At 44.3% G+C, this 18,595-nt stretch carries 16 protein-coding genes; 1 reads left to right on the forward strand and 15 read right to left on the reverse strand.

Translation table 11 applies throughout. The features are described 5' to 3' along the window. Positions 1 to 59: 59 nt before the first annotated feature. The 14 genes from lgt to EDD74_RS01175 all read right to left on the reverse strand — a co-directional run bounded on the left by lgt (position 60) and on the right by EDD74_RS01175 (position 16,057). On the reverse strand, positions 60 to 971 hold the full coding sequence (lgt, locus tag EDD74_RS01110) for a prolipoprotein diacylglyceryl transferase (RefSeq protein ID WP_116441795.1): 912 nt from the start codon (positions 969 to 971) through the stop codon (positions 60 to 62). Positions 972 to 995: 24 nt separating this feature from the next. Continuing rightward, complete coding sequence (gene ychF, locus EDD74_RS01115; protein ID WP_116441794.1) at positions 996 to 2,093, reverse strand: redox-regulated ATPase YchF; 1,098 nt, start codon at positions 2,091 to 2,093, stop codon at positions 996 to 998. 216 nt (positions 2,094 to 2,309) lie between these two features. Beyond that, a complete protein-coding gene (locus tag EDD74_RS01120; protein ID WP_116441793.1) occupies positions 2,310 to 2,978 on the reverse strand; it encodes a thiamine diphosphokinase in 669 nt (222 codons plus the stop codon). After that, positions 2,971 to 3,633 (reverse strand): ribulose-phosphate 3-epimerase, encoded by a 663-nt coding sequence (gene rpe / locus EDD74_RS01125; protein ID WP_008976353.1) that lies wholly within the window; start codon positions 3,631 to 3,633, stop codon positions 2,971 to 2,973. Before rpe ends, EDD74_RS01120 begins: the two co-directional genes overlap by 8 nt. A 1-nt stretch (position 3,634) precedes the next feature. Next, the gene (rsgA, locus tag EDD74_RS01130) at positions 3,635 to 4,513 is read right to left on the reverse strand and encodes a ribosome small subunit-dependent GTPase A (protein ID WP_009262848.1); all 879 of its coding nucleotides are present in this window, start codon (positions 4,511 to 4,513) and stop codon (positions 3,635 to 3,637) included. A gap of 77 nt (positions 4,514 to 4,590) precedes the next feature. After that, on the reverse strand, positions 4,591 to 6,765 hold the full coding sequence (gene pknB / locus EDD74_RS01135; RefSeq protein WP_116441792.1) for a Stk1 family PASTA domain-containing Ser/Thr kinase: 2,175 nt from the start codon (positions 6,763 to 6,765) through the stop codon (positions 4,591 to 4,593). Then, positions 6,759 to 7,502: a Stp1/IreP family PP2C-type Ser/Thr phosphatase gene (locus EDD74_RS01140; RefSeq protein ID WP_008976356.1), complete on the reverse strand. Its 744-nt coding sequence runs from the start codon at positions 7,500 to 7,502 to the stop codon at positions 6,759 to 6,761. The genes pknB and EDD74_RS01140 overlap by 7 nt, the downstream gene beginning before the upstream one ends. Beyond that, positions 7,486 to 8,562: a dual-specificity RNA methyltransferase RlmN gene (gene rlmN, locus EDD74_RS01145; protein ID WP_116441791.1), complete on the reverse strand. Its 1,077-nt coding sequence runs from the start codon at positions 8,560 to 8,562 to the stop codon at positions 7,486 to 7,488. Before rlmN ends, EDD74_RS01140 begins: the two co-directional genes overlap by 17 nt. A 9-nt stretch (positions 8,563 to 8,571) precedes the next feature. Further along, on the reverse strand, positions 8,572 to 9,930 hold the full coding sequence (gene rsmB / locus EDD74_RS01150) for a 16S rRNA (cytosine(967)-C(5))-methyltransferase RsmB (RefSeq protein ID WP_116441790.1): 1,359 nt from the start codon (positions 9,928 to 9,930) through the stop codon (positions 8,572 to 8,574). Continuing rightward, positions 9,911 to 10,636 carry a zinc metallopeptidase gene (locus EDD74_RS01155; protein ID WP_116441789.1) on the reverse strand — a complete coding sequence of 242 codons (726 nt, stop codon included), beginning with the start codon at positions 10,634 to 10,636 and terminating at the stop codon, positions 9,911 to 9,913. Before EDD74_RS01155 ends, rsmB begins: the two co-directional genes overlap by 20 nt. Positions 10,637 to 10,793: 157 nt before the next feature. Further along, positions 10,794 to 11,759, reverse strand: coding sequence for a methionyl-tRNA formyltransferase (fmt, locus tag EDD74_RS01160; protein WP_116441788.1), 966 nt, complete (start codon positions 11,757 to 11,759; stop codon positions 10,794 to 10,796). 11 nt (positions 11,760 to 11,770) lie between these two features. After that, positions 11,771 to 12,241, reverse strand: coding sequence for a peptide deformylase (gene def / locus EDD74_RS01165; protein WP_116441787.1), 471 nt, complete (start codon positions 12,239 to 12,241; stop codon positions 11,771 to 11,773). Between the two features lie 99 nt (positions 12,242 to 12,340). Beyond that, complete coding sequence (gene priA, locus EDD74_RS01170) at positions 12,341 to 14,584, reverse strand: replication restart helicase PriA (RefSeq protein ID WP_116441786.1); 2,244 nt, start codon at positions 14,582 to 14,584, stop codon at positions 12,341 to 12,343. Continuing rightward, positions 14,585 to 16,057, reverse strand: a complete 1,473-nt coding sequence (locus tag EDD74_RS01175; protein WP_008976363.1) for a UDP-N-acetylmuramoyl-L-alanyl-D-glutamate--2,6-diaminopimelate ligase — start codon at positions 16,055 to 16,057, stop codon at positions 14,585 to 14,587. Positions 16,058 to 16,259: 202 nt separating this feature from the next. On the opposite strand from EDD74_RS01175, the gene EDD74_RS01180 reads away from it, so the two are divergent. Then, positions 16,260 to 17,135: a VanZ family protein gene (locus tag EDD74_RS01180; RefSeq protein ID WP_116441785.1), complete on the forward strand. Its 876-nt coding sequence runs from the start codon at positions 16,260 to 16,262 to the stop codon at positions 17,133 to 17,135. A 21-nt stretch (positions 17,136 to 17,156) separates the two neighbouring features. Here EDD74_RS01180 and EDD74_RS01185 read toward each other — a convergent pair whose 3' ends face one another. After that, positions 17,157 to 18,389, reverse strand: coding sequence for a DNA polymerase Y family protein (locus EDD74_RS01185; RefSeq protein ID WP_116441784.1), 1,233 nt, complete (start codon positions 18,387 to 18,389; stop codon positions 17,157 to 17,159). Positions 18,390 to 18,595: the final 206 nt, after the last annotated feature.

Raw genomic sequence — 18,595 nt, forward strand, 5'->3', positions numbered from 1 at the left:
CTTCCACAGCTTTTCTTTGCCGTTTCCGGTGAGGAGTTTTTCTCTCACAATCTATTCTGTTAATGTCTCTCTGTCTCACACTCTCTGCGGAGCTGTCTTCTTTTTTCCATCTGTTTCTTTCGCTCGACTTCTTTTCTAAAATGTATGATCAGCACAATGCTTACCGCCGCTGAAACAACTGCAAAAATCAGTGAAACCGGAAGATTTCCAAAAGGAAGATGGAGTTTGTCCACACGGAGTGCCTCAATCCATGTACGCCCGATTCCATATAATGCTATGTAGATTAAAAACAGTTCCCCTTCAAACATTTTTTTCTTATAATAGAGAAGCACAAGTACAAGAATCAGAATGTTCCATACCATCTCATACAAAAATGCAGGATGTACCTGAATATAAGAAATCCCTTCCAGTTCTACGATATGTTCCCGCATCTTTTCTGTAATATCTGCGGTCCGCACAGCATCGACCGGAAGCTGCATTGCAAAAAGTCCATCTGTATATCCGCCAAAAGATTCTCTGTTAAAGAAATTACCGAATCGCCCGATAATCTGTCCTGCAATCAGACCAACAGTTGCCGTATCTAACAGACGCATCGAGTTTTCCCGCTTCCGTTTCGCATAGAAAACTGTAAAAAGTACCGCTGCCATCAAGGATCCATAAAATGCAAGTCCTCCCTGCCTCAAATTGAAAATACGAAAGAAATGTCCTTGATACCTGTCCCACGAAAACAGAACATAATAGAGTCTTGCCCCGACAACACCCCAAAGCACCGTCCCAATCACAAGATCTAAATAATGCTCAATATTTTGTCTGCTCTTTACTGCAAAATAAATCGTAATAAAAATCCCCGCGACAAGCGCCAGACCTATCAGCATTCCATAGTATGTAATATGAAACCCAAAAATGGATATGGACCGACCCACATGTTCCAGTTCGATTCCCAAATGCGGAAAATTGATATTCATATTCATACTACCTCTCCCTTCTCTGGCTTTCTACACGTTGAAACGGAATAAAACAATGTCACCGTCCTGAACAACATATTCTTTTCCTTCCAGACGGACAAGCCCTTTCTCTTTCGCGTTCGTATAAGTACCGCATGCCATCAGATCATCATAACTTACGATCTCCGCACGGATGAATCCACGTTCAAAATCGGAATGAATCTTTCCTGCTGCTTGTGGAGCTTTGGTTCCTTTTGTGATCGTCCATGCTTTGACTTCCTGTTCTCCAGCTGTCAGATAACTTAAAAGTCCAAGGAGGCTATAGCTTGCACGAATTAATTTTTCCAAACCAGATTCGCTTAGTCCAAGATCTTCTAAAAACATTTTCTTCTCATCGTCATCTAACTCTGCGATTTCCTGCTCGATCTGTGCACATACAACAAACACTTCACAGTGCTCTTTCTCTGCGTATGCTCTGACCTCTGCCACACCGGAATTGTCTGCACCGTCATTTGCAAGATCATCTTCTGTCACATTTGCCGCAAAAATTACTGGTTTATAAGTCAACAGATTATAACTTTCCAGCCATTCCTGCTCTTCCTCATCTTCAGCCGTAAAGCTGCGTGCCATATTTCCTTCTTCGAGATATCCTTTCAGCCGCTCTAACAATACAAGTTCTTTTGCCGCTGACTTGTCATTTCTCGCAACTTTTGTCGTCTTTGCGATACGTCTCTCTAAAATCTCAATATCTGAGAAAATCAACTCTAGATTGATCGTCTCAATATCTCGAAGCGGAGCAATACTTCCATCTACATGTACAATATTCTCGTCTTCAAAACATCTCACAACATGAACGATTGCATCTACCTCACGGATATTTGCAAGAAACTGATTTCCAAGACCTTCTCCTTTGGAAGCTCCCTTCACCAAACCTGCAATGTCTACAAATTCAATCGTTGCCGGAACAATCTTCTTTGTATGGTACATCTCCCCAAGCACTTCCAGACGCTCATCCGGCACTGCAACAACGCCGACATTCGGATCGATCGTGCAGAATGGGTAGTTTGCTGACTCTGCCCCTGCCTTTGTCAATGAGTTAAATAATGTACTTTTCCCTACGTTCGGCAATCCAACGATACCTAATTTCATTTCTATCCTTCCCTATTCAGAAATCTTCGTCTGATAAAGATTTCTGCCTTTCTCTATTTTCTTTCACAGAGTTGCATCTCTTTTCTGCTGTCAGATGCAGTTCTGTGAACATGCATTCTTACATCTTAGTCTATCATATCTGTGCAGGTTTGCCAATAGACACCCTGCGTTCCTTTTTCTTTTTTTCTTCTTTTTGTGACTTTTTACTTTTTTCACTTATTGATACATTTCTTCTCTTGTTTCCATTAAAATGACCATCCCTTCACCAAAAGCAATGACCGCTTCCTCCCCGTCAATCTGATTACTCACACAAAGGCTGTCGTAAGGAACAAGAGTGTGATCTGTCAATGGGTATTTTGCTCCACGAATATAAAGATGTCGGACTTCTCCTCCGAGTGGAAATAAAGAGAAATATTCCCCATAGGTCTCTGATTTTTTCAACCGTACTTCTCGTTCCACGACCCGGATCCGATTGTGTCCGTCAATGATCTCTGCCGGAATTCCTGCCCGTGCAGGAATTGAAAGAACCTGAATGTTCGCCATCACATGATCCAGCCTCGTTCCGGTTCCTCCGAGAATCGTGATATTTCCGTATCCACTCTCCACTGCATATCGCACGGCAATCTCTGTATCTGACGCATCCTTGACCGGATTAAACTCCCGGATCGGAATCTCTGTCCACTCCTTGTACCAGGCGATAATCTCAGGTGCAATACTGTCAAAATCTCCTACAATATAATCCGGCTTGATTTTGTGCTTATAAAAAAATTCCAGTCCCCGGTCAACCGCGATCAGAAATGCAGACGATTGTTTTTTTAAAATATCCAGTGCAAGCTTTTCTTCCACTGTGCCGCCGCTGATGATCACAACATGTTGTCTATTCATAAGCTCTTAAGATCTCCATCATATTTTTTGTATTTTCTGCAGCATCTCCACGGAAAATAGCAGAACCTGCCACAATCACATTTGCCCCTGCTTCCAGTACTTCTCTTACATTCGTTGTATAGATTCCACCATCCACTTCAATATCTGCGGTTGAGTTGACACGGTCAAGCAGTGCTCTCGTCTCTCGAATCTTCTCCAGAGAAGATGGGATGAAAGACTGACCTCCAAATCCAGGATGTACACTCATGATCAATACCATATCTACCAATTCCACATATGGCTCCAGTTCTGCTACCGGTGTATCCGGGCAGATTGAGATTGCCGCTTTTGCCCCGCATGCTTTGATTTTCTCCAGTGTCGCTTTCACATCACTGCACGCCTCCAGGTGAACGGTGATAATATCTGCCCCCGCTTTCTGAAATTCTTCTACATAACGAATTGGCTCTTCAATCATCAAATGCACATCAAAAATCTGATCCACTGCGTTTCTGATGGATGCCAGTACCGGCATTCCAAAAGAAATACTTGGCACAAACTTTCCGTCCATCACATCAAAATGAATGTACTGTGCTCCTTCCCGCTCTGTCTCTTTCATCTGTTCCCCTAATTTTGTAAAATCTGCCGCCAATATAGACGGAGCCAAAATCATTTCCATGTTAGTATCTCCTCTTCTCCTGTAATTCCTTATACATCTCTAAATAATTCTGATACCGCACTTTGTGGATCTCTCCAGCTTCCACCGCTGCCTTGACCGCACACTTCGGCTCATGAATATGGTCACATCCCTGGAATTTGCACATTCCTTCATAATATGTAAATTCTGGAAAATAATATTTCAATTCTTCTTTTTCAAATTCATTCACATACAGCGAACTAAATCCCGGAGTATCCATAATATAGGAATCCTCATCAATCGGAATCAGTTCCGAATGTCTTGTCGTATGCTTTCCGCGGGCAATCTTCTTGCTGATTTCCCCTGTCTCCATCTTCGCCTCCGGCTGAAGAATATTGATCAAGGAAGACTTTCCCACTCCGGAAGGGCCTGCTACCGTTGTTGTCTTTCCTTTTAAAACCTCTTTTACAAGCGCAATATTTTCCTCTTTTTTTGCACTCGTAAAAAGGATCTGATAGCCACACCTTCTGTAAATTTCCTGCAATTCCTGAATCTCTTTTTCTGTTGCAATATCCTGCTTATTGAAACATAACACCGCCGGGATCCCTTTTGTCTCCATCATGATCAAAAATCTGTCTAACAGATTGAAGTGTGGCTTTGGATCCGTCACTGCAAAGACAACAAGCGCCTGATCGATATTTGCTACTGCCGGACGGATCAATTCGTTTTTCCTTGGAAAAATCTGAATAATATTTCCCGTCTTCTCTTCCTCACTCAGGCAGTCGATCTCTACATTATCTCCGACGAGTGGTTTTCTCTTCTCTTTTCTGAAACTTCCTTTTGCCTTACATTCATAAATACCGAATCCTACTACATGAACGTAGTAGAATCCGGCAATTCCTTTTACAATCTTTCCCTGCATGAATTTTCCCTTATCCATTTATTTGTCTGGCTTCCGGGCACAAATACACAGTACTGTACCGCTTTTGTTCCTTCAAACTAATGCCCGGAATTTCCTTCCTGACCAGTGGTATTTCCATCCGTGCTGCCGCTATTGTTATCTCCGCTGCCATTATGATCTGTGTTTCCATTGTTATTTCCATCGGTAGGCGGCTGTTCTGCCGGACCGTCACTGATCCAGATTTCAACCGTTGCTCCTTTTTCCAGTTCATCCCCGGTATTCGCACTGGCATAAAATACAGATCCTTTTGGATTTTCATTTGCCTCATGATAGATGACCGGTGTCAATCCGGCTGCCTGAAGTTGTGCCTTTGCATCCGCCTCTGAAAGACCGATCACTGCCGGCATTTTTGCTTTTTCTTTTCCTTTGCTGACTGTATAACCGACACTTCCTCCGACTTCAATCTTATTTCCACCTGCAATATCCTGGGAGATCACAGTCCCTGCCGGTTCATCGCTGTACTCTTCCTTCCTGTCCCCGGCATATAATCCAACTGCTTCTAAAGCTGCAATCGCATCGACTTCTGTCTTTCCTGTAATTTCCGGTACGGCCACTTTCTCAATTGGCTCTTCGCCTTTACTTACCTGCATGCCTACTTCTGTACCTTTTGCCACCTTGGTTCCCGGCTCGTAAGTTGTGGAAATAACCTCTCCCTCGGTATACATCGAACTATACTCATAGGTGACAGAAACTTTCAGTCCCAGCTTTTCCAGTTCTTTCTGTGCTTTATCCTGGTTCAGTCCCTTCACATCCGGCATGGTCACTTCTTCTTTTTTCTTCCCACTGCTTACAACAATCTTGACTCTTGTATTTTTCGCTATTTTTGTACCTGCTTTTGTCCCCTGTTCCATGACATAGCCTTTTTCATATTTATCAGACTCTCCGCCATCCACAAGTTCATATCCAAGATTTACTTTGTTCAGAGCCTCAATCGCATCTGCCTGTGTCTTACCGACAACATTTGGCACTTTTACTTTATCTTTTGAATCTTCTGTGACAAATCCCAGACCGGATCCAAAGATTCCTGCCGCCTTTCCTGCCATCATGATCACGAAAAATGCAATCAGAACTGCAACGACAATCATCAGAATCTTGATCAGCTTGTTCATCCGCGGATTGACATCTCCATTTCTTTTCCGAGATGTTCCTCTTCCATAGTCATCCTCGTCATAATCATCGTCCTGATCATACTCATCATCGTAGTCATCGTCATAGTCATCATCATCATAGTCATTGTCATAATCATCATACTGCTCTTCATCATAATCATCATCGTCATAATCGTCATATCGTCTTGCAGATATATTATTCATCTGAAGTTGCTGAAGTTCTCCTTCTGATAACATGACCGTATCGGAACCCGGTACTCTTCTGATCCGCACAAAGTCTCCTTCCGGATCCACGAGCGAACGTTTTAAATCAAGTACCAGTGATGCCACATCCGGATAACGGAATTCGGCCCGCTTCTGTGTACATTTCAAGATAATCTGCTCCAAACTGTACGGCAGCTCTGGCACATACTCCGCCGGAGATACAATCTCTTCCTGAAGATGCTTTACCGCAACTGCAACTGCAGTATCTCCGTCAAATGGGAGTCGACCCGTCACCATCTCATACATCGTAATACCAAGTGAATAAATGTCACTTCTTGCATCGCTTGCAGCTCCTCTTGCCTGTTCCGGCGATGTATAGTGCACCGATCCAAGTACGGTAGAACTCATAGTGTTTGAGTTCGCTGCTTTTGCAATACCAAAGTCAGTCACTTTCACTTTGCCTTCTTTGGAAATGATCACATTCTGCGGCTTAATATCTCTGTGGATAATATTCTTATTATGCGCCGCCTGAATTCCATTTGCCATCTGAATTGTAATGCTGATTGCCTCTTTTGCGGAAAGTCGTCCCTTTTTCTGGATGTACTGTTTCAGTGTAATTCCTTCCACAAGTTCCATGACCATATAATTGGCACCTTGATCTTCCCCAACATCGTACACATTTACTACATTTGGATGCATAAGACCGCCTGCCGCCTGCGCTTCACTTGTAAATTTCTGAATAAATGAATCATCCTCATGAAATTCTTTCTTTAACACTTTTATCGCAATAAAGCGATTCAATTTATGGTCTTTTCCTTTATAAACATCTGCCATTCCCCCGGCGCCGATCTTGCCGAGGATCTCATACCTGCCATTTAACATGGTTCCTTCATTTAACATATACTCACCTCATCTGCCAATGGCTCAATCACAACAACCCCTATATTATCTTTTCCGCCATTTTCATTTGCTGTTTCGATCAGATCCTCTGTAATCTCCACAACATCCCTTCCACTCTTTACAATCTGGAATATTTCTTCATCTTCTATCATATTGCTGAGTCCATCCGAACACATCAAAATGATGTCCCCTTTTTTCAGACTGTGTTCGAAAAAATCTGGTTCCACTCCCTCTTTTGCTCCGATTGCACGCGTAATAATATTCTTATCCGGATGATTCCTTGCCTCCTCCGGCTTGATTCCCCCAAGGCGCACCATCTCTTCTACAAGGGAGTGATCTTTAGTCAACTGTGTAATCGTATGATTGATCAGATAAAGTCGACTGTCCCCCACATTTGCGAAATAAATCATGTTATGTACAATCGTGGCAACAACAAGCGTCGTCCCCATTCCTTCTAACTTGCTGTCCCTTTCTGCCATCTCAATGATCTTCTCGTTTGCTTTATATATTGCCTGTCGGATAATGTCCTTGATGTTGGTCTCCGTGCTCTCCTCTATTTCACGTTCCAATATCTCAACGGTACACTTGGATGCAAGATCTCCGGCATTATGTCCCCCCATACCATCAGCCACTGCAAATAAATTTGGAAGTTTCCCTACCGGTTTCGTTCTGGCATAGACATAATCCTGGTTCGTCTCCCTTTTTCTCCCCACGTCTGTCTTAGAAAATGTTTTCATGATGTTCTCCTTTACTTCCATTTGTTTCAACATAACGCTTTCTTAGTTGTCCACAGGCTCCATCAATGTCAGAACCCATTTCTCTTCTTATAGTAACATTTATTCCGCTTTTTTCAAGTTTATTTTTAAATTTCTCAGCCGCCTCCCTTGTCGGTCGCTCAAAATCACGTTCTTTGATCGGGTTGACCGGAATCAGATTGATATGGCAGTTTTTATGAGAAAGAAGTGCACTTAATTCTTTTGCATCTTCCTCGGTATCATTCACTCCATGAACAAGACTATACTCGAAAGTCATTCTTCTTCCTGTCTTCGCAAAATATATATCACACGCTTCCAGCACTTCTGAAAGTTCATACTTATTCGCCACAGGCATCAGTTTCTTTCTTTTTTCCTGTGTGGATCCATGAAGGGATAATGCCAATGTAATCTGCAAATGCTCTTCTGCCAGCTCCAGCATCTTTGGCACAATTCCACAAGTAGAAACCGTCACATTTCTCTGACTGATATGAAGTCCGTGCTCATCGGTCAGCATCTGAATAAACTTTAATAAATTTTCATAATTATCCAACGGTTCCCCAGTTCCCATCACTACAACATTTGCAACACGCTCACCGGAAATTCTCTGAATCTGATAGATCTGTCCAAGCATTTCTGACGGCGTGAGATTTCGCTCAAGTCCTCCGAGCGTCGAGGCGCAAAACCGACATCCCATCCTGCAGCCAACCTGGGAGGAGATACAAACAGAATTGCCATGCTTATATTTCATGAGCACGCTCTCTACCACATGTCCATCACTTAATCGGAACAAAAACTTATTTGTCCCATCCATTGCAGACACCTGTCTGTCAAGCATCTCCACCTCCCGGATCTCATACTGGCGTGCAAGCTTTTCTCTGAGTGATTTAGATAGGTTTGTCATCTCATCGAAAGACCGCACAAGCTTTACATGCAGCCATTCATAAACCTGTTTTGCACGAAATGCTTTCTCTCCAATCGATGTCATCTCTTCCTTCAACTCTTCAAACCGGAAAGATCCGATATCCTTTTTCTCCTGTTTCATAACTACCTCTTACTTTCTCTTCCTTCTGAACTTTGCAATAAAAAATCCGTCACTGTCATGGACTCCTGGAAGAAGCTGAAGACATCCTTCTTTGACATCCTTTTGAAGTTCTCCACAGAGAAATGGTGTAATATCCTCTGCTTCAAATTCTGGGCTATTGTCAAGAAACCATCTCACATTTTCCAGATTCTCTGCCGGATTGATCGTACATGTACTATATACGAGCGCTCCGCCCTCCTTCACATAATTTCTCACTACTTCAAGAATCTCCCTCTGGAGCTTTGCAAGACTTTCTGTCCCTTCCTTTGTCATCTTATATTTCAGATCTGTCTTTTTTGCCAAAACCCCTAATCCAGAACATGGAAGATCTGCGATCACAATATCCGCTATCCGCTCAGAATCTTTATCAAAAACGGTAGCGTCCTTCTGCTCTGCCCTTATATTTTGGAATCCAGTCCGGCAGATATTTTCCTCGATGAGTCCTACTTTATATTCTGTAAGATCTCTCGCTGCTACCATCCCACTGCCATCAAGCAGATCTGCAATGTGCATAGACTTCCCTCCCGGAGCCGCACAGACATCTATCACCTGATCGCCTCTCTGTGGAGCTGCAATCTCTGCAACAAGCATCGAACTGATATCCTGCACCTGAAATGCTCCGTCCCGGAAACTCTCCAGCCCGCCAAGATGATCATATCCGCTAATTTTCTTTGCATAGGAAAGATATGGATGTGCTTCCACCTTCACACCTTCTTTCCGTAGTCTCTCTGTCAGCTCCTTTTCGGACTGTTTCCGAAGATTGCAGCGGATCACTGTCGGATGTTCCTCCAGAAATCCTTTCAGCATCTTCTCAACAGTCTCCGCGCCATACTCGGAAAGCCACAGTTTTACCATCCATTCCGGTATAGAATAATGAATGGAAAGCCATGATACAGGATTTTTTTCTTTCTCCGGATAACGGATCTGATCCATATTTCTTGCAATTGTGCGCAACACCCCATTGACAAATCCCTTCAGGCTGCGAAACCCTTTTTTCTCCGCCAGCTTGACTGCCTCATTGCAGACAGCAGAATCAGGAACGCCGTCCATATATTTTAATTGATAGACTGCGCTCCTAAGAATCGTCCGGATGACCGGCTTCATTTTATTTACTTTCACATTTGAGAACTGATTGATAATATAATCGATCTCAATCATTCTCTCCAGCGTTCCTTCCACAACTCTCGTGATAAAGGCACGCTCTTTTTTATCTAAATACTGGTATTTCTCCAGCACATTTCGAATGGCGATATGGCTGTACACTCCATCCCTCGTAATTTCAAGAAGAACGCCGAGTATCAATTCCCTATCATCTGTCATTTTCGCCATTTCCTCTTCCTCCTGTGATCAATATGATACGGATCAGCTGTAAGATTGCTGACGCAGCACTTGCGACATACGTCAAAGCTGCTGCACCAAGTACTCTCTTTGTACCGCTGATCTCATCCGGATAGAGCATTCCGCTCTCTCCTAAAATCCGAATTGCCCTGCCAGATGCATTAAACTCCACCGGCAGTGTAACAATCTGAAACAATACGGATAATGAAAATGCTAAAATTCCGATCTGGATCAGAAGACTAGAAGAATTTCCGGAAATAAAAAGTCCAAGAACGATCAACGGCCATGCGATAGTCGATCCAAAGTTTACCACTGGAACAAGTGCGCTTCGGATGTTAAGAGGTGCATATCCGACCGCGTGCTGGATGGCATGTCCGCACTCGTGCGCTGCCACACCAACTGCAGCAACCGATGCTGAACTATACGTACTGTCCGACAGCCGTAACACTTTATTCCTCGGATCATAGTGATCCGTCAGATGCCCGCTTACCCGTTCAATTCGTACATCAAAAATTCCTGCTCCCCTTAAAATCCTTTCTGCCGCATCTCTCCCGGTCATCCCGGAATGATTTCTCACCCGCTCATATTTGGCGTAAGTTGTCCGCACCCTTGCAGATGCAAGCATGCAGAGCAATACTCCTACAATCACAAGCAGGTATGTTGGATCAAAATACATTGGATAATATGCTCTATACATTTTCTCGCTCCTATCTGATAAAGACTTCTTCGTGTAAACTGCTGCTTTTTACAGCTGTCAGAATCATTATATACGAATTTCCCTTAGAAATACTTTATTTTATAGTTTTTTAAGAGAATCTTTATCGATTTCTCAAGTTCCTCTCTCCAAGATCTTCCTATCCTAAGATTTCTCCCTCTTTGATCTGATATCCTCTTAAAAATGCCCCTGCATCCATTCTCTTTTTCCCCGGAATCTGTAATTCCAAAACAGTCAGAAGTCCTTCTCCTGTCTGCACGGAAAACCTGTCTTTTGCGACTGCTGTGATGGTACCAGGTTCTGGATGTTTTGCTTCCTCTGACGCCATTTTCTCTTTTTCGCCGCTTTCATCCGCCTCAGTATCTGCAAGCCAGATTTTCATAACTTTCTGGTTCCAGTATGTATAGGCGCTTGGCCACGGATTCAACCCTCGAATCAGACGCTCAATCTTCTCTGCCGGCTGCTTCCAGTCAATCTCTCCCATCTGTTTTGTCAGCATCTTTGCGTAATCTGTCGTCGTTTCCCCTTGCTTTTCAGCCGGAGCTGTTCCTTCTTCCAGTCTTTTCAGTGTTTCTACGCACAGCGCCGCACCCGCTTCTGCAAGCTTGTCATGCAGGCTTCCACCTGTCTCTTTCTCATCCAAAATGACTTCTTTTTTCAAGATCATATCACCAGTATCAAGTCCCTCATCCATCTGCATCGTTGTCACACCTGACACCTTCTCTCCGTCAATGACTGCCCACTGGATTGGCGCCGCCCCACGGTATTTTGGAAGCAGTGATGCATGTACGTTAATACACCCATAAGGTGTCAATTCCAGAATGCTCTTTGGAAGGATCTGTCCGAATGCAATGACAACAATGACATCTGCCTCATACGATTTCAACACTTCCACACACGCTTTCTCACGGACTTTCACCGGCTGATACACTGGAATCTGATAGCGGATAGCCGCCTCTTTTACCGGAGTAAACTGCATCTCTTTTCCTCGTCCTTTTGGCTTATCTGGCTGCGTGACCGCAAGCACGACTTCATGACCTGCCTCTACAAGTGCCTCCAATGTCCCCACCGAGAATTCCGGTGTTCCCATAAAAATGACTCTCATCACATTTCCTCCTAGTCTTCTTCGTAATACATATCTTCCAGTTCGCCTTCTACTTTTTCTACATACAAACGCCCATCCAGATGATCGATCTCATGGCAGAATGCACGGGCAAGAAGTCCTTCTCCCTCAAGTACAATTTCTTTCATATCTCCGTCAAATGCACGCACTTTGACATAATTTGGCCTTGTCACCACACCGGATTTTCCCGGCACACTTAAGCATCCTTCTTCCCCGGTCTGCTCTCCGGAAGTCTCAATGATCTCCGGATTGATCAGGAGAATCGGTCCTTCTCCCACATCGATCGTAACGATTCTCTTTAACACTCCAACCTGTGGTGCGGCAAGTCCAACTCCCATCGCATCATACATTGTATCAAACATATCATCGATCAGCACTTTTGTACGAGGGGTTACCTTTTCTACTTCCTTGCAGACTTTTGTCAGCACGTCATCTCCCATTTCACGAATCTTTCTAATTGCCATTTTCTTTCTCGTATGGTGTATTTCCTATAAAACTACGCCATACTCTCCTTTCTTTCCATTTTTATTCTTATATATTTTATCATGCTGTAATTGAGCTCACTAAAACACACTCATCGGATTCAGATCAAACTGTATCCAAAGATTTTGAAATCCACTGTTGATCTCTATATATTGTTCCAGCTGATCCTTCAGGAACACAAGTACTGCTTCCTGCTCCGATTTCAGATAAATCACTCTGCGATAAGTATCCCTGACCTTCCCGACATAAGGACTTGCCGGTCCGATCAGCTGCACAGAGGTCCCTGCCCGCTCACACTTTTTGCAGCATGTTTCCGCATAAGCCTTCAGATAGTGACATGCTGTCTCAAGAAGTTCTTCCTCCTTACAGGAAACGAGAACTGCCATAAGCTGACTTGCCGGAGGGTATCCCATCAATGCGCGATAAGTCATTTCTTCCTGAAAAAACTGTTCATAATCCTGCTTTGCCGCTGCTACAATACTATAGTGTTCCGGACTGTATGTCTGGATCACAACTTCTCCGGCCTTCTCTCCTCTCCCCGCTCGGCCTGCCGCCTGCGTCAGAAGCTGAAAGGTTCTCTCTCCGGCCCGGTAATCGTCCGCATAGAGCGACAAGTCCGCCGCAAGAACTCCGACCAGTGTCACATTTCCAAAATCATGTCCTTTTACGATCATCTGTGTTCCCACAAGAATATCTGCCTCCCCGCTTGAAAATGCAGCAAGAATCTTCTCATGTCCGTCTTTCTGTTTCGTCGTATCCATATCCATTCGAAGGACTTTCGCCTGCGGAAACTCCCGCAGAAGCAGTTCTTCGATCTGCTGGGTTCCCGCACGGAATCCTCCGACATGGCTGGATCCACATTCCGGGCAGGATGTCACCATCGGCTGTTCATACCCACAGTAATGACATACAAGTTTCCCATTCCTGTGAGAAGAAAGCGACACATCACAGTGCGGACATTTCACGACATGACCGCAGGAACGGCAAGAGATAAATCCCGCGTACCCACGGCGGTTCAAAAACAGCATAATCTGTTCTTTTTTCTTTAACCGGTCTTCCATCAGACTGCGAAGTGCATCACTGAAAATAGACCGATTCCCCTTTTCCAGCTCTTTTCGCATATCTGCCACTGTCACATGCGCCATCGCTCTTTGCTTTGCCCGTTCCGGAAGTCTGAGCAAACGGAATTCCCCAGTCACCGCTTTATAAAATGCCTCCATCGACGGCGTTGCGGAGCCAAGCACAACACTTGCCCCCTCCATCGCGGCACGCGCGATTGCGGTCTCTCTCGCATGATAACGTGGTGTCTGTTCACTCTTATACGTTCCTTCATGTTCCTCATCGATGATGATCAGTCCCAGTCTCTCAAATGGAGTAAACAGCGCCGAGCGGGGACCGATCATCACATTGATCTCTCCCCTCTTCGCCCGGAGCATCTGATCGTACCGCTCCCCTTTTGACAGCCTGGAATTGATGATTGACACCCGGTCGCCAAATCTCTGGTAAAACCGCATGACCGTCTGATAGGTCAAGGCAATCTCCGGGATTAAAACGATCGCCTGCTTTCCTTCCGCGATCACATGCTCGATCATTTCCATGTAGACTTCTGTCTTTCCACTCCCAGTCACACCATACACGAGATAAGTTCCCCGTTTTCCCCGACGATACTCTTCGCAAAATGTATGGATTGCCGCCTGCTGTGCCTCGGTATAGCAAAACGACTGTTGCTTTGTTCGCTTCGCAGTCACCGGATTGCGGTACACAACCTCGGCTTCTATCTGAAGAATTCTCTGCTCTTCCATCGCCCGCAGCACCGCCGCTGTCACTTTCAGCTGTCTTGTGACATACTCATACGGAAGAATAGGACGATCTAACAGCGCTGCAACAACCCTTGCTCTGGCAGTTTGATTTTTTGAGAGAAAATACGAAAGCCTTTCTTTTGCTTCCCTTCTGTCAAGGAGCAATCGAATGCTTCTCTGCTCTTTTTGTTTCTCCTGCTGCTTGATCGGAAGAACCGTCTTTAACGCCTGTATCATTGTTCCACCATAATGTTCCTTCATCCATGCCGCAAGCGCCACCAGCTTTGCCTCAATCGCAATATGATTCTGGCTGATCTGTGTGATCTCTTTAATCTTCTCCGGATCGTAATTACATTTTTCAGAGAATCCAATCACATATCCCTTTGTCTCACGATTTGCTCTGCCGAACGGGATCAAAACTTCCATCCCAGTCTGCAGCCGTCCTTCCATCTCTTTTGGAATCCGGTATTGAAAGATCTTATCTAATTTTTCATGGGTAATATCTACAATGATATCTGCGTACATTTACTGCTCCCGTTCTCTTTCTTCTGCCAGAATATCCGCAATCAAGTCCCGCTCATCCATCGCATACTTGACTCCTTTGATCTCCTGGTAATCTTCATGTCCCTTTCCTGCCAGTACGATCACATCTCCCGGCTGTCCGTTGACGATCGCATAGCGGATTGCCTCCTTCCGGTCACAGATCTCCACATATGCTCCATCTGTCTTCTTCATTCCAATCTTAATATCATCAATAATTTCCTGCGGCTCCTCAAACCTTGGATTATCTGATGTAATGATCGTCAGATCTGCCAGACGACCCGACACTTCTCCCATCTCATAGCGGCGCGTCTTGGAGCGGTTTCCTCCACATCCAAACAGACATACCAGACGCTTTGGATGATATTCCTTCAAGGTGGTCAGAAGGCTCTCAAGACTCATCGCATTGTGCGCATAGTCGATCATCAGCGTAAATTCATCTGAAACTTTGACCATCTCAATGCGCCCTTTCACTTTCGCTACTTTCAGCGCTTTTTGAATCTTCTCTGATGGTACATTAAAGTGTCTGCACACTGCAATGGCTGTCAGCGAATTATACACGCTGAACGTCCCTGGAATATCAATCTCCACATCAAAATCCATCAGACCTGCTACGTGATAGGCTACCCCGAGGTACCCCGGTCTTGTCACCAGTTCTGCATGTTCGGCGCGAAGATCTGCCTTCTCGGAAAATCCAAATGTTTCTATCTCACAGGTAGCCTCTCGGAATACATCTTTAAAATAGGGATCGTCTACATTTGCAATCCCGATCTTACACTGTCTGAAAAGCAATCCCTTACATCTCTTATAGTCTTCAAAATCCTTATGTTCATTCGGTCCAATATGATCTTCCCCCAGATTTGTAAAAATTCCGATTTCAAACGGAATTCCTGCCGTCCGATGCAGCATCAACCCTTGTGAGGACACTTCCATCACAACTGCATCACACCCTGCATCGACCATCTTCCGAAAATATTGATGAATTGTAAAAGACTCCGGAGTCGTATTGACCGCCGGGATCACCTCATCCCCAATGATTGCCTCAATCGTTCCGATCAGACCTACTTTATGTCCGACCTCTTCCAGAATGGATTTGACCATATAAGTTGTTGTTGTCTTCCCCTTTGTTCCTGTAATTCCGATTACTTTCAACTGTTCTGCCGGATATCCGAAATATGCAGCCGATGCAAGTGCCAGTGCATATCTCGTATCTTCCACACGGATTACGGTCATATGCTTTGGTGCCTCCACATCCTTCTCCACAATGACTGCTGCCGCACCTTTCTTTCCTACTTCTTCAATATACTGATGTCCGTCTGATACAGCTCCGCTGATGCAGACAAAGACACTGCCTTCTGTTACTTTTCTGGAATCATTTGTCAATTCCGTAATTTCTATCTCTTTTGTTCCCTGTACAACTTCATATTGTAAACGTTCTAACAATGCTGTTAATTTCATGCGGTTTCCCTCCTGACTTTCTACATACCGCTTTGCGATATGGATAACAGTTATAGAATAACACACTCGGATATAGTTGTAAAACAGTCTTCCTCTATTTCCTTTATTTTAAGAAGATTCCCAATGGGGAATTTTGTCCTCCTTTACAAATATCTGAAAAAATGATATAGTGGCGTAATAATAAAAAGGAGGGATAAGCATTATGAAAGAACTGATCACCTTTGTATTAAAACCACTGTCTTTTCTGCCGGCACTGGCAATTATGTATATCATCTATTCTTTTTCCGGTCAGACCGGGGAGGAATCAGGAAATTTAAGTTATGAAGTAAGTGTAAAAATTGTAGAAATCGGAAATCAGGTTCTGGATAAAGGACTTCAGGACTGGGAAATTTCTGAAGTTGCTGCCAGCATCGAATATCCGGTCCGCAAACTTGCACATATGAGCGAATATTTCATCCTCGCTGTCGCAGTGTCCTTCCCGTTTTACGTCTACGGTTTGCGCGGTTTTCCGCTTATGGTCGTCGCCGGACTGATCTGTGTCGGATTTGCCGCAGGGGATGAATATCATCAATCCTTCGTAGACGGGCGAGGACCTTCTGTGATTGATGTAGGCATCGACAGTATCGGTGTATTCTTCGGAATTTTAACTGTGCGGATCGTCTGCTTTATCTTTCTTGCACCTGCACGCATGTTGGAACGGAGACGGCGCCGCCTGGAACGAAAAAATGCCAGACGCAGCCGCACTCCCCGAAGATCTTACGGCTCCTACGAGTGCCGTTCTGCTCCGGCAAATCATTACCGATACAACTCTCCAGAACCTCGGGAATATTCCTCTTCCAGAAAGCGCCGTCGCTATGATGATGTGCTCGATGATGAATACGATGATACATTCGATTACAATGATTATTATGAGGACGATTACGAAGAGGAAGATTACCGAGAAGCCATGCGCTCCTCCAGGCAACGAAGAACAACCTCTTCTTCCTCAAGAAACATCTCTTTGGAAAACGAATGGTTTGGAGACCATTTTGAAGAGCAGCTTGGCAATGAAGTAAAAAAATTTACAGAAAAGCATTGATCTTTTGTTTTCCTTTTTCTACTATTCTTTTTCTGGCGGGAGCAGCACTCCTCTCATCACTGCATGCTCCCCATATTTTTTCCGAATCTCATCTACTGCTTTTTCAAGCTTTTCATATTTTGTATTGCGGGCATCCTTCTTTTTTCTCTGAACCTCCTGCTCCATCTGATAATCAAATAGATTCATCTGCCGCGGTGCACTCTCATCTACCAGCTTTGATGTCCGGACTCCTAACAGACGAATCGGTCTTCCATCCCACAATTCTCGGAAAAGACTGCAGGCATTCTCATACAGAATACTATCTGAACTGGTCGGCATCCTAAGCTGCTTCTGATGAGAAACACTTTGAAATGTAGCATATTTGATTTCCACATTGACCATGCCCGCCTGCTGCTTTGCTTTTCTGAGTCTTGCACCGACACTTTCCGCCAACATCAGAAGTACTTTCTGAGCCTCTTCCTCACTTACCACATCCTGAGACAGTGTCGTTGAATTGCCGATTCCTTTTGCCTGTGTCTGCTCCTTTTCCACCTTGGAATGCGTAATCCCATTTGCAAATTCCCACAGCATCCTCCCATGACTTTTCATGTGCAGCTCCAAAAGTTGTGGATTCATTCTGGCAAGATCCCCAATCGTGCGGATCTCAAGCTTTTCCAACACCTCAACGCTTGCTCTTCCCGCCATATAAAGTTCTGAAACCGGAAGTGGCCACATTTTTTCTTTCACCTCATCTGGAAACAACGTATGCACCTTATCAGGCTTCTCGAAATCTGATGCCATCTTCGCAAGAAGTTTATTCGAGGAGATTCCAATATTCACTGTAAATCCAAAGGTCTCTCGTACCCGCTCTTTGATTTCCTCTGCCGCCGCAACCGGACCGGAAAATCGATAAGCAATCCCTGTAAAATCCATATAGCATTCATCCACACTGACCTGCTCAATCTCTGGTGTATAGCCCTTCAAGAATTCCATCAGTCTCTGACTATACTGTCTGTACATCTTATGATCCGGCGGTTCAATCACCAGTGTCGGACACTTTCTGAGCGCGTTTGCTACTGGTTCCCCGGTTCTCACTCCATACTTTTTTGCAGGGATTGATTTTGCCAGAACAACCCCATGTCTGGATGCTTGATTTCCTCCTATAATAGAAGGAATCTTTCGCAGATCAATCTCTGACCCGTTTTTCAATTTTTCCACCGCAGTCCAGCTTAAGTAAGCGGAATTTACATCAATATGAAAAATAATGGATGACATGTCTGCTCCTTTCCCTAGCCTATTAAAAGTACACTTTTTCCATCTCTGATCTCTTTATCATCTGGGATTTCAAAAAATATTCCGCGCAACAAAAAGAGAACATCTGTACTGTTTCTATCATTGCACAAATGTCCTCTTTCGTCAACGAAAAACGGCTTCACATGCAGACTGCTTCCACAAATCGCTTCCGCTGATTGAATTCACTT

The sequence above is a fragment of the Faecalimonas umbilicata genome, from assembly GCF_004346095.1.
GTDB classification, from domain to species: domain Bacteria; phylum Bacillota; class Clostridia; order Lachnospirales; family Lachnospiraceae; genus Faecalimonas; species Faecalimonas umbilicata.